The following is a 13,690-nucleotide window of genomic DNA, read 5'->3' on the forward strand; positions in this document are numbered from 1 at the left end:
TAATAAATCTAGTATTAGATGCGGTCTTCTGTGATGTCTATCATCATCTGCAAAGATTTTTTCGCATTGTCTATAACCCACTGTTGATCCTGTCCTGGCAATCTGTTCCTGCTTCCCGTGAATTCATTTACGACATCGCCTGCTTTCACTTCATTGTAGGACATCTTTTTTCCTTGTCGCAGAAGATCAACCAGAGCAACCAGATGAGGCGGATCATTGCGTGACATCGTCGCGCAGCCGCAGCCCATTCCTTTTTCATTTTCTTTTTTGGGCGCTTCAGCTAAATTAACCACTTCAATCCCTAATCCACGACAGTGTTGTTTGAGATTCTCGACCATATGGTTTTCGGTACCGATAGCATAACGTTTCGTTTTAGCCCGATCATGAACAACATAATCCCAAATGAACGCTGTGGACCCTGAATGTTGTGCTATTTTAATCACCGAATTTCGGCATTCGGGATGAACAATGGTTGTATATCCCTGATGATTCCAATATTCGCACATCTCTGGTTGATAATAAGTATGTACAGCGCATTCGCTCGCAAACAAGATTAATTGAGAATCATCAAATTGTTTTAATGTTTTGGAATCTTGATTTTGAAGTGAGTATTGCGCTCCAGCGGTCCCGCCTGGCCAATAGGCCAGATTTTTTATACCCAGCCAGTAGGCAACGTTTTCTCCCATATGTTGATCGGGAATGAAGAGGATTTTTTTATTTTGTTTTAATGCCCATTGAAATATTTTTTTTACATTGGAGCTGGTACAAACAGCTCCTCCTTGGGCCCCTGTCAGCGCCTTGACGCGCCCCGAGGTATTCATATAACACACAGGCAAAATATTTTCCGCGCCATACCGTTCGTTCAAATCAAGAAAAGCGGGTTCAACCATGAAATCTTTGGCGAGCATCTCCATAGTACATCCTGATTTAGGATTGGTAATAAATACCTGCTGGTTTTTATTTGCTAAAATACTAATCGATTCCGCCATAAAATGTACCGCGGATTCAATAATGACGGATTTTTCGGGATGTTCCGCTGCTTTCAACGCCAATTGATAGGAGTCTCCAATAATCCCGCCAAATTGCTCCACTAACCGGACAATATCGCCGCCCATGTAATAATGAGCCAAGAGTAACAAATGATCACCAAAATGGTCTTGAGCTTTTTTGATATAGGGGGTCATCCATGCTAGGACGGTAGTGAGCTTACGATCAGGCAGGGCTTGGTATTCTTGAGCATAGGGGATGAAGTCCTCTTGGTACCAGTCAATTGGATAATCGCTTTGACAAATCGTCATATCATTTCTGACCTGCATTAAAGTGGCTTCAGGTTGGTAAACAGTGGATTTTTTAAACATCAATTTTGCCTCTAAAATCATTAATATAAGCCAAGCAATTCTTTTTACTAATCAAAAGAAGTATCCATCAATCCCAGTTTGGCGATGCTTTCTTTCGCTTCAGCTTTTTTGTTTGGGTAATCTTCACGGTAGTGCCCACCTCGCGATTCCCGTCTCGCCAGCGCTGCCCTTACTATTAATTCGGCATTTAGAATAATATTTCTTAATTCAATAAAATCCCGGGTGATAGAATGCTTCCAATAATATTCTTCAATAATTTTTTTACGCTTCATGATTAATTGTAGTAGATCTACAAGCCCTGCTTCAGTACGCACGATACCTGCATAAGAGGTCATTTCGCCCCTTAACCCTCGCCACTGGGCATTAATTTGGCTTGCACGCCGGGTGTTCACTTCACTGGGCGCACTCCAGCTTGGAATATGTTCAGAATATTTCCATGGGGTAGAAATATCTTTTAAAGTACATCGGGCTGCATTTGAACCCATTACCAAGGCTTCAAGTAATGAGTTACTCGCTAAACGATTTGCGCCGTGCAGGCCAGTAAAAGCGGTTTCGCCAATAGCATAGAGCCGTTTTAGATCGGTTCGTCCATCAATATCCGTCAGGATTCCACCACATTGATAATGTGCTGCTGGTACAACAGGAATCATATCCTGGCTCATATCAATACCTATAGACATCAATGTTTGAAATATTTGAGGAAACCGTTTCTTTAAAAAATCTTTAGATTGATGTGTGATATCAAGATGGACATAACCTATTTGGCTGTGCTCGATCTCGCTAAAAATGGCACGTGCAACGATATCGCGGGTTGCCAGCTCCATTTGTTCAGGGGCATAATTTTTCATGAATCGTTCCCCCGTTTCAGCATTTTTGAGTAAACCCCCTTCACCACGTACAGCTTCCGAAATAAGAAAATTATTAAGAGAATGATGATGCAATAAGGTAGGATGGAATTGATAAAACTCCATATTACCCACACGCGCTCCTGCACGATAGGCCATTGCAACACCATCTCCGGTAGCAACCATAGGGTTTGTTGTATATCTGTAGGTTTTACCAGCGCCTCCAGTGGCGAGTATGACACTGTTCGCAAGAAATGTATGGATTCGTCCGGCGTCACAATCAAGAACATACGCACCCAATACTTCGCCTTGAATATCGGTACGATGTGGATGATAGTGAGTTATCAGATTGACTGCGACATGATGTTCAAAAAAATGAATTTGTTGTTGGTGGCGAGCCAATTGATTCATTGTTTGGGTAATGGTTAAGCCTGTTTGGTCCCCACAATTGAATATACGTCTGTGCGAATGTCCGCCTTCTTGGGCAAGATGTAAATTTCCTTTGCTGTCTTTTTTGAAATGAACATGATATTGGCCTAATTGCTTTATCATTTCAGGTCCTTGCCGAATAATAAATTCGACAGCAGGTAAATAACACAGCCCGTCACCGGCAATAAGTGTATCTGATATATGGGACTCTAAAGAGTCTTCGGCTAAAAAAGCGGCTGCTATTCCTCCTTGGGCGTAACGGCTATTGCATTCAATTGCTTCTGCCTTACTGATTAAGGCAATTTTCAAGCGAGGTTGCAGGCTGATTAACTGCAGACAATACTGCAAACCAGCCAAACCTGTTCCTATAACAAGGACATCAAATTCAAAACTTTGTCCCTGTTGTGCATGCGTGTCACTCATAAAAATGCCTTTACGAGCTGGGTTGCCAATCCAGTGTAGTTTTCAGGAGTGAGTTTAAGTAATTGTTCTTTGGCTTCTTTAGGTATTGAGAGTCCGTTAATAAATTGTTTCAGGCTTTGTTCATCAATTCCTTGACCGCGAGTCAGGTCTTTTAATTGCTCGTACGCATTTGGTACATTATAACGACGCATCATTGTTTGTACTGCCTCAGCCAATACTTCCCAATTGGATTTTAAATCTTCAATGAGAGGGCCCTTATTAATCTGTAATTTATCATTGCCTTTCGCTAAGGCCAAATAAGCAATAAGACTATACGAAAAGGCCATTCCTATATTACGCAAAACTGTAGAATCCGATAAATCCCTTTGCAATCTTGATTGGGTGAGCTTATTTGCAAAATGAATGAATAGGGCATTGGCCATTCCTAAATTTCCTTCTGCATTTTCAAAATCAATAGGATTTACCTTATGGGGCATGGTCGAGGAGCCCACTTCTTCGGCTACCGTTTTTTGCTTAAAGTAGCCAAGAGAAATGTAACTCCATATGTCTTGGGTATAATCAAGTAAAATATTGTTGATCCGAACCATAATTTGGGATACTTCTGCCAATCCATCGTGCGGCTCAATTTGTGTTGTATAAGCATTAAATGACAAACCCAAGGACGTAACAAAATTGGCACAATGCTTCCGCCAATCGACTTCGGGGTAGGCGATGACATGCGCATTATAGTTACCTACAGCACCATTGAATTTACCCGGAATCAATACTTCACATAATTGCTGTTGCGGTCTTTTGAGACGGGCAACAAAATTGACCAACTCTTTACCCATTGTGGTAGGTGTTGCAGGTTGCCCATGGGTTCTGGAGAGCATTGCTACATCAGCATGCTGTTTGCCAAGTAAAGTAATTCCTCCCATGATTTCAGCAAGGGTGGGCTGAATCACTTGGGCTATCGCCTGCTTCACCATTAACGCATATGCAAGGTTATTAATATCTTCTGAGGTACATGCAAAGTGAATGAAAGCTGTAATTGCTTTTAATTGGGGATGATGCTGAAATTTATCTTTAAGATAGTATTCTATCGCTTTAACGTCATGATTCGTCTGTTTCTCAAACTCTTTTATTTTAACAGCTTCATTTTCATCGAAATGGGTAATCAGATCATTGAGGAAATCTTTTGTTTTCTGATCAAATTGTGGGACCTCAGTGATTGCAGTATTCCCAGCTAAAGATTCAATCCAGCGGATTTCTACAGTTAATCGATAGTAGATTAAGGCGAATTCGCTAAAATAAGGACTCAAAGCCCTTGTTTTATTAATATAACGTCCGTCTATTGGAGAGATCGCATTTAAAGCAGAAAGAGTCATGATAAGAAAGCCCTAAAGGGTAAAGCACATATAATATTAGATGCGCAACAATAAGTGAATTAAAGTAAGGAATTTTATCAAAAAACTGATATTTTTTTAATATGATTGTGTATAATCATTTCAACTTTCAAATTGGAGCCCTCCCATTTAATGAAAACAATAGTTGAATCGTTCCAAGCAGGTTTATTCCATAAGAAATATTGGTTGCAAAATATTGTCTCTGGAATCATTGTAGGCATTGTCTCCTTACCCTTGGCGATGGCATTCGCTATTGCTTCAGGCGTACGCCCGGAGCAAGGCATTTATACAGCAATTGTTGCCGGATTAATTGTTACCATTATGGGAGGAAGCCGTTTACAAATTGCTGGCCCAACCGGTGCGTTCATCGTAGTGCTTGCCGGCATCACTGCAAAATATGGGGTCTCCGGACTTCAAATTTCAACCTTCCTTGCGGGCTTCATCCTCTTATTTTTTGGCATAGCCCGTTTAGGAGGAATTATTAAATTCATACCTGCTCCTGTCATCATTGGGTTTACAGCAGGTATTGCTGTAGTAATCTGGGTCGGACAGTGGCACTATTTTTTGGGCCTTCCTTCCCCGGGGACAGGTCATTTTCATGAAAAACTATGGAAGCTCATTCAATCGTTTCCCCAGCTGGATATTTCTACAACAGCATTGGGTTTATTCTCTCTATCTCTGGTAATTTTTTCAAATAAAATTCCTCGTCTTAAGCGTATTCCAGGACCTCTTGTAGCCTTAATGGCTGTGAGTGTGCTTCAATCAATTTTCCATTTTCCTGGGGTGGCGACTATCGGCTCCTTATTCGGCGGAATACCTCAAGGTTTTCCGGAGTTCGAACTTCCCGATCTCAGCCTGGATAGAGTGATTGAATTAATAGGCCCCGCATTTACAATTGCAATGCTCGGTGCGATAGAGTCTCTGCTCTCTGCAGTGGTTGCTGATGGGATGTCTGGAACAAAACATAATTCCAATCGGGAACTCATAGGTCAAGGGATAGCGAACATGGTTACACCCTTATTTGGCGGTTTTGCAGCAACCGGAGCTATTGCGCGTACAGCAACCAATATTCGAAATGGCGGTAATAGTCCTTTAGCAGGGATTGTGAATGCTTTCACATTATGCTTAATTATCCTCTTCTTAGCTCCTTTGGCAGTCAACATACCGCTAACTTTATTGGCAGCAATTTTATTTATGGTTGCTTGGAACATGAGCGAGGCAAAACATTTTATCAAATTATTAAAACAAGCACCCAAAGCGGATGTCGTAATTTTGTTAATTACTTTTTTTCTGACCATTTTTGTTGATTTAGTCGTTGCCGTGAATATTGGAGTAATCATTGCAATATTACATTTTATGCGGCGCATGGCTTCGAGTGTCGACGTCCAGGAAATGACTCATGAAGATTTAACTCATGAATTGGCAAGGCATAATATGGAATCTTTGCCCGATGGTGTATTGGTTTATGCTGTAGATGGTCCATTCTTTTTTGCTGCAGTTGACGCGTTCCAGCACTCTTTAGCGGTTACCCATATGGACCCAAAAACATTGATTATCCGAATGAGATGGGTTCCCTTTATGGATGGCACGGGATTACAAACTTTAGAAGAAATTATAGAAAACTTACAGGCGCGTAAGGTAAGAGTCATCATCAGTGGCGCTAATCCCAGGGTGGAACAAAAATTACTTAAAGGCGGCATTATTAAACTTCTGGGTGAAAAGAATTTTCATAAGGAGTTTTCTCAGGCCTTGTTGGCATCTTCCCTATGATTTGATGCTACATGGTTCTTTTATGCCTAACTTTTAGGGTGTTAGATACTTTATTATTCTTTTTAATTCAGGTTTATCCCAGGAATAAAGTTTCTAATTCCCATCGCAGCACATTTTAAGTAAAATGTTTCTCATTTTATGGACTTGGGGTAGTTATGACGGTCAAAACACATATTATTGATTTAGCACATCTTGGAATGCATGATCTGGAGCAGGTTGGCGGAAAGAATGCTTCTCTTGGAGAGATGATCAGTCATTTATCCTCAGCTGGGGTTTCCGTTCCTGGTGGATTTGCTACCACGGCAGATTCTTTTAGAGAATTTTTATCCCAAAATGATTTGGACAAGAAAATTTATGCCAAATTAGACTCTTTAGAAGCAGATAATGTGCAGCAATTAGCTGTCATAGGCAAAGAAATTAGGGACATGATCGTCAATACCCCTTTTACTCCTGAGTTTGAACGTGAAGTAAGAGCTGCTTATCAAAATCTTTCCAAAACTATTGGCAATGACAATTTTAGCGTGGCAGTTCGTTCCTCCGCAACAGCAGAGGATTTACCCGATGCATCTTTCGCAGGACAACAAGAAACATTTTTAAATGTAAAAGGAATTGATGAGGTTTTGCGTTCCATTAAACATGTCTTTGCCTCATTATTTAATGATAGGGCGATCACGTACCGGGCCCATCACCAGTTCGCACACAATGAAGTTGCGCTATCTGCAGGCATTCAGCAGATGGTGCGAAGTGATCTGGCAGTCAGTGGTGTCATGTTTACTATGGATACCGAATCAGGGTTTGACCAAGTAGTATTTATCACTTCATCTTATGGTCTGGGTGAAATGGTCGTTCAGGGTGCAGTAAATCCTGATGAATACTATGTTCATAAACCCGGACTTGATGCAGGACGGCCTGCAATTATTCGAAGAAACCTGGGAAGCAAAGCTTTAAAAATGGTTTATTGTGATGATCCCAAAAAGCAAGAACGTGTCAAAACCGTAGAGGTTGAAGCAAAGGACAGGTTGCTTTTCTCTTTAAGCCCAAGCGAAGTAGAGGACTTGGCGCGTCAGGCCATGATCATTGAGAAACATTACGGCAGGCCAATGGATATCGAGTGGGCAAAAGATGGACTGAATAACCAATTATACATTTTACAAGCACGTCCTGAAACTGTAAAAAGCCGAGCGAACAAACAAATATTAGAACGCTACACCTTGCAGAAAAAGGGTGACGTTCTTGCAGAAGGACGCAGCATAGGCCAGCGTATTGGTCAGGGTAAGGCAAGAATTATTAAAGATGTCAGCGAAATGGATCGCGTCCAACCCGGTGATGTATTGATTTCGGATATGACTGATCCTGATTGGGAACCTGTAATGAAACGCGCATCAGCCATCGTTACCAATCGAGGAGGTAGGACATGTCATGCCGCGATTATTGCTCGTGAATTGGGCATTCCTGCAGTGGTAGGCTGCGGTGACGCTACAAAAACCATACATGATGGGGATGAGGTCACTGTAAGCTGTGCTGAAGGTGACAATGGTTATGTATACCAAGGATTATTACCTTTCGAGCAAGTGCACCTGGACATAGAAACAATGCCCGAACTGCCCATGAAAGTCATGTTAAATGTGGGCAATCCAGAGCGTGCTTTTACTTTTCAATCCATCCCCAATTCAGGGGTGGGGTTGGCGCGCCTTGAATTTTTAATTTCAAACACCATTGGGATACATCCACGTGCGCTGATAGATTTTGAGAGTCTGAGCGATCCTGAATTAAAGCAATTCATTGCTGAAAAAACTGCCGCATATAATTCTCCTGTTGAATACTATATTGAGCGATTAAAAGAAGGGATTGCCACAATCGCCGCAGCATTCCATCCCAAACCCGTGATAGTACGACTATCTGATTTTAAATCAAATGAGTATGCCAATCTTGTAGGTGGTAACCTATATGAGCCACATGAAGAAAATCCAATGCTGGGTTTTAGAGGCGCATCACGCTATGTATCTGAGTCTTTCTCAGATTGCTTTGCTTTGGAATGCAAAGCAGTACGAAGAGTTCGTGAAGATATGGGTCTATCCAACGTAGAAATCATGATACCTTTTGTAAGGACTGTGACAGAGGCCAGTAACGTCATTCAGGTTTTAAAGCAACAGGGACTTGAGCGGGGTAAACAGGGCTTGCGTATAATTATGATGTGTGAATTACCTTCCAATGCATTGTTAGCGAATGAATTTTTAGAACATTTTGATGGTTTTTCAATTGGATCAAACGACTTAACCCAGTTAACTTTAGGTTTAGATAGAGACTCTGGATTGGTCGCTTCGCAATTTGATGAACGCGACAAGGCAGTAAAAGCGCTATTGCATATGGCTATATCAGCATGTAAAAAGGCAAATAAATATATAGGCATTTGTGGTCAGGGGCCTTCTGATCATCAAGATTTTGCCCAATGGTTGATGAAAGAGGGTATAGAAAGTGTTTCTCTTAATCCCGATTCTGTTCTAGAAACATGTTTATTTTTAGCAAAGAAATAAAGTAATAGGCAATCAAAGTACTCCTTCATATGTCTGGGGCTTTGGGTCGGTTGGTTCATTTTGGCCCCGCCTATGAATATTTCTGCTAGTGGTTATTAATGAGGATATCAAAGAGTAATGCGGCATTTAAAATGGTGGCTTTTTACTGCATGGATGTGCCCTGTCATGGCCTATGCCTCAGTTGAACCTGATCATGGTGACCCGATTGCTTTTGTATTGCTCGGCGTCACTACTATTTTTTTCTTCGCTATAATAGGCCGCTATACGGCACGGCTTCTGCATCAGCCCAGCGTTATTGGCGAATTAGTTATTGGAATCATTGTTGGTAATTTGTTCTATTACTATGGTTCCCCATTGGCTATTTTGCTTCGAGAGGGATCCTCAATTTTTGATGCAATGAAACAAATACTCCAGGGAGTTTCCTTAAACCAGGCTGTTTCCTCTATTATTACTAATCCCAATTACGCCAGCCAGGTAGTGGGTGCTTTAAGCGGAGCACATGGTGCTGACTATTTGAAAATTGCTTATATTGTGGATGTTTTTTCCCGGTATGGTGTTATTTTTTTACTGTTTATGGTGGGCTTGGAAAGTTCCATGGAGGAGATGAAACATACAGGACGTGATTCTCTATTCGTTGCCTTAATAGGGGTGGTAGCGCCCATGATATTGGGTTTTATCGTGGCTTATCTCTTACTGCCCAATGTATCTTATCAATCGGATTTATTCATTGCTGCGACCTTAAGCGCAACGAGCATCGGAATTACAGCGCGTGTTCTCTCAGAATTGAAAAAATTGCGCACTAGAGAAGCGAGGACTATTTTAGGTGCGGCTATGCTGGATGATGTATTGGGTTTAATCATTCTGGCTGTAGTTAGTTCTTTGGTAATTGGAGGGGAAGTTGATATAGGGGTTGTATTACGAATTATTGTAAGTGCAATTTTGTTTTTTGCGGGCACCTTGTTTTTAGGCCCAATTGCATTACGTAAAGCCATTCATTTTTTCCGTTTTCTTGAACCCTGGGAAGCTAAATTATTTATTTCTTTTTTGTTTATAATGACTTTATCCTGGTTGGCATCGGTGCTACAACTTGCCACCATAATAGGCGCTTTTACTGCAGGGATTATCCTGCATGATGGGTACTTTGACGGTTCTTCATCGAAGCACAAAGAAAATCGCAGTATTTACCATTTATTATCACCTTTGGAATCAATTCTTGCCCCTATGTTTTTTGTGGTGATTGGTATACAAGTTAAATTAGAAAGCTTTTATGATTTGAATGTAATCATTTTAGCTACTGGACTAATCATTGCTGCCGTCATTGGTAAACTACTCAGCGGTTATGGATCACGTTCCTCAGATGATCGATTACTGATTGGTATTGGTATGTTGCCTCGTGGAGAAGTGGGTTTGGTTTTTGCTTCCATTGGACGAACTCTGGGGGTTATTTCAGATGATTTATTCTCTGCTATTGTTTTAATGGTTATGGTGACGACTTTTATTGCCCCTCTTTTATTAAAAGCACGTTATGCAAAGAAGGAAAGAAAATATTATGAATGATACTTCTTTACAGATTGAAATTGATGTAGCACATGCATTACATGAAGATGTGGGTGATGGAGATGTGACCGCGACTTTACTCCCGGCAAATCAACAGGCTGAAGCGGACATTATTTCCCGAGAACCTATGGTTGTATGCGGCCAGCAATGGGTAAATGAAGTTTTCCATCAACTTGATAATCAAATCCAAATTGAATGGCGGGTTACTGAAGGGGAGTGGTTAGAAGAACCAACGACTCTTTGTACTCTATATGGACCGGCAAAAAATATTTTAACTGGCGAACGCACCGCATTGAATTTTTTACAAACACTTTCTGCAACAGCAACCCAAACACGTACCTATGTACAAAAACTCCAAAATACACCCGCTCGTTTGTTGGACACGCGTAAAACACTTCCAGGATTAAGGAAGGCTCAAAAATATGCAGTTACTTGTGGCGGAGGATTTAATCACCGCATGGGGTTATTTGATGCGGTTCTCATTAAAGAGAATCACATTAAGGCCTGTGGTTCGGTGGCGCAAGCTGTTGCCCTGGCCCGAAAAAATTATAAGAATATTTTTGTAGAAGTGGAGGTTGAAAACTTAGATGAACTGCGGGAAGCAATTTGCGCTCATCCTGATAGAATCATGTTGGATAATTTTAATCTGGATATGCTTGAAAAAGCCGTTCGCCTCAATCAACCCAAACATTGTACATTGGAAGTCTCTGGGGGAGTTACTTTGGAAAATATCACTGCTATAGGGAAATTAGGGATTGATTTTATTTCGGTGGGTGCGATCACCAAATCAATCCAAGCCATAGACTTAAGTTTACTGATTAGGAATATTTTATGATGCCAATAATCGTATTTACGGGAGGAGGTACAGCAGGGCATGTGGCACCTAACATCGCTTTAATTCGCGAATTTAGTCAAAAAGGTTGGGAAATTGCCTATATAGGATCTGCTCATGGTATAGAAAAACAGATGATAGAACCGCTTAAAATCCCATTTCATGCAATAAGCAGTGGAAAATTAAGGCGGTATTTAAGTGTCAAAAATATTTTAGATCCCTTTAAAATTTTATTCGGCATTGTTCAATCATTTTTTTTACTGAATAAGATCAAGCCAGATGTAATTTTTTCAAAAGGGGGCTATGTCGCATTCCCTGTTGTTGTAGGGGCTTGGTTAAACCGCATTCCTGTTGTCGCACATGAGTCCGATATGACTCCAGGTCTTGCTAACAGGCTCTGCTTCCCTTTTGTGAGTAAAATTTGTTTGACGTTTGAAGCTGGAAAAAATCATATTAAAAAACAAGAAAAACTGGAAGTGACTGGAACCCCAATTCGAGAACAGTTATTTGCTGGACATAGGGAACGTGGTCTTGAGTTGTGTGGATTTCATGAAGAAAAACCTTGCCTTTTGGCAATTGGCGGCAGTTTGGGAGCTGGATCAATTAATCGGGTAATTCGAGAGGCACTACCTCAATTAACGCAAAAATATCAAGTGATTCATATATGCGGTAAGGGTAAAATAGAACCATCTTTGATGGATCACATGGGTTACAAACAGTTTGAATATGTCAATGAAGACCTGGCAGATTTGTTTGCTGCTTCATCTATTGTCGTATCCCGAGCGGGGGCAAATTCTCTTTATGAAATTTTAGCTTTAGGAAAGCCTCACATTTTAATTCCTTTACCTGCTGAAGTAAGTCGCGGCGATCAAATTCAAAATGCGCGTTATTTTCAAAAATTAGGTATCAGTATGGTAATTGATGATCGCAGTTTAAATAAAGACATGCTCCTGCAATCGTTGCAAGAGCTAGATAATAAACAAGAAGATATTACCAATAAAATACATGCATTAAATATTAAATCCGCTACGGATCATATCGTTTCGATTCTTGAGGAGCAAGTGAATGTTCAATCCGCAAGCACTGTATGATTATGTTTGTCATCAGTGGGAAAAAAAAATTATTCCCAGTTTAAGTGATTATATCAAGATTCCAAATAAATCGCCCCATTTTGATCCAAAATGGCAAGAACATGGATTAATGGATCAAGCAGTCTCTCATATTGCTCACTGGTGCAAAACTCATGCACCTCAAGGTATGAAGTTAGAAGTTATGAGGCTGGAGGGACGTACACCACTTATATTTATTGAAGTTCCAGGCGAAATTGATGAAACCGTTTTGTTATATGGACATCTGGATAAACAACCCGAAATGTCAGGATGGAGTGACGATTTGCACCCCTGGAAACCCGTACTTAAAGATGGACGTTTATATGGCCGAGGTGCTGCAGATGATGGATATTCGGCGTATGCTTCTTTAACTGCTATCAGTGCGCTACAAAAACAACATTTGCCCATTCCTCGATGTGTTTTGATTATCGAAGCTTGTGAAGAAAGTGGTAGTTATGATCTGCCCTATTATATTGAATTATTAAATGAACGTATTGGAAAACCAAAATTAGTCATTTGCCTTGATTCTGGAGCAGGAAATTATGAGCAATTATGGATGACTACTTCATTACGTGGCAATCTTGTGGGTGAGTTATCAGTGGAGCTTATCCGTGAGGGAGTTCATTCAGGTGCTGCAAGTGGAATCGTAGCAGACAGTTTCCGAGTTGCGCGACAATTAATTAGCAGGATAGAAGATGAATTAACAGGAGAGGTTAAACTGCTGGACTTATATTGTGATATCCCTGAGGAAAGAAGAAATCAGGCAGCACAATGTGCCCAGGTTTTAGGAGATTCTGTGTATGCTGAATTTCCATTCTATGATCAGGTAGAACCTGTGACTAAAGATAAGGAGCAATTAATTCTTAATCGAACCTGGCGGCCTGCACTCACTGTTACAGGGGCTGATGGATTTCCCACAATTGAGAATGCAGGAAATGTTTTAAGGCCTTTAACTGCGTTGAAGTTGTCGATGCGTTTGCCACCTCTATTAGACCCTAAGATTGCAGCAACAGTCATGCAAGATGCGTTAACCAAAAATCCCCCTTATCAAGCCAAAGTTCATTTTAATGTAGGAGACGGTTCTCAAGGATGGAATGCTCCCAAACTTGCTCCCTGGCTTGAAAAGGCAGCTGATGAAGCCTCCATGACATACTATGGCAAACAAGCTGCTTATTGGGGAGAGGGTGGAACAATTCCTTTTATGGGTATGCTAGGGAAGAAGTTTCCGAATGCACAATTTATGATAACCGGAGTATTGGGCCCACAGTCTAATGCGCACGGTCCCAATGAATTCCTTCACTTGGATATGGTTAAGAAATTGACAGCTTGCGTTGCTTATGTACTTTATCATGCAGCATAGCCATTTATAAAAGTATGGATGATATTCTAAGTAATCGTTTTCGCTCCCAAGCAGCGAGTTTATCCTACAGAAAAGTTATGTCTCCTGG

At 40.9% G+C, this 13,690-nt stretch carries 9 protein-coding genes; 6 read left to right on the top strand and 3 right to left on the bottom strand.

The genetic code is table 11. The annotated features are described in order from the left end of the window. Nucleotides 1–14: 14 nt before the first annotated feature. From nadA to purB, 3 genes are read right to left on the bottom strand one after another with little or no spacing between them, the layout of a single operon-like run. Complete coding sequence (nadA, locus tag BU07_RS0107890) at nt 15–1,358, bottom strand: quinolinate synthase NadA (protein ID WP_031564947.1); 1,344 nt, start codon at nt 1,356–1,358, stop codon at nt 15–17. Nucleotides 1,359–1,405: 47 nt separating this feature from the next. Further along, on the bottom strand, nt 1,406–3,055 hold the full coding sequence (gene nadB / locus BU07_RS0107895) for an L-aspartate oxidase (protein ID WP_031564949.1): 1,650 nt from the start codon (nt 3,053–3,055) through the stop codon (nt 1,406–1,408). After that, nucleotides 3,052–4,422, bottom strand: coding sequence for an adenylosuccinate lyase (gene purB, locus BU07_RS0107900; RefSeq protein ID WP_031564951.1), 1,371 nt, complete (start codon nt 4,420–4,422; stop codon nt 3,052–3,054). Before purB ends, nadB begins: the two co-directional genes overlap by 4 nt. 150 nt (nt 4,423–4,572) lie before the next feature. Here purB and BU07_RS0107905 point away from each other — a divergent pair, with 150 nt between their 5' ends. The 6 genes from BU07_RS0107905 to BU07_RS0107930 all read left to right on the top strand — a co-directional run bounded on the left by BU07_RS0107905 (nt 4,573) and on the right by BU07_RS0107930 (nt 13,602). Then, nucleotides 4,573–6,210, top strand: coding sequence for a SulP family inorganic anion transporter (locus tag BU07_RS0107905; protein ID WP_031564952.1), 1,638 nt, complete (start codon nt 4,573–4,575; stop codon nt 6,208–6,210). Nucleotides 6,211–6,365: 155 nt separating this feature from the next. Beyond that, the gene (gene ppsA, locus BU07_RS0107910; protein ID WP_031564954.1) at nt 6,366–8,744 is read left to right on the top strand and encodes a phosphoenolpyruvate synthase; all 2,379 of its coding nucleotides are present in this window, start codon (nt 6,366–6,368) and stop codon (nt 8,742–8,744) included. A 117-nt stretch (nt 8,745–8,861) separates the two neighbouring features. After that, nucleotides 8,862–10,301, top strand: coding sequence for a cation:proton antiporter (locus BU07_RS0107915; protein ID WP_031564956.1), 1,440 nt, complete (start codon nt 8,862–8,864; stop codon nt 10,299–10,301). Next, a complete protein-coding gene (nadC, locus tag BU07_RS0107920) occupies nt 10,294–11,136 on the top strand; it encodes a carboxylating nicotinate-nucleotide diphosphorylase (RefSeq protein WP_031564957.1) in 843 nt (280 codons plus the stop codon). Before BU07_RS0107915 ends, nadC begins: the two co-directional genes overlap by 8 nt. Next, a complete protein-coding gene (locus BU07_RS0107925; protein ID WP_031564958.1) occupies nt 11,133–12,224 on the top strand; it encodes an undecaprenyldiphospho-muramoylpentapeptide beta-N-acetylglucosaminyltransferase in 1,092 nt (363 codons plus the stop codon). Before nadC ends, BU07_RS0107925 begins: the two co-directional genes overlap by 4 nt. After that, nucleotides 12,199–13,602 carry a M20 family metallopeptidase gene (locus tag BU07_RS0107930; protein WP_031564959.1) on the top strand — a complete coding sequence of 468 codons (1,404 nt, stop codon included), beginning with the start codon at nt 12,199–12,201 and terminating at the stop codon, nt 13,600–13,602. The genes BU07_RS0107925 and BU07_RS0107930 overlap by 26 nt, the downstream gene beginning before the upstream one ends. Nucleotides 13,603–13,690 lie beyond the last annotated feature (88 nt).

The sequence above is a fragment of the Legionella wadsworthii DSM 21896 = ATCC 33877 genome (genome assembly GCF_000701265.1).
Lineage (GTDB): Bacteria > Pseudomonadota > Gammaproteobacteria > Legionellales > Legionellaceae > Legionella > Legionella wadsworthii.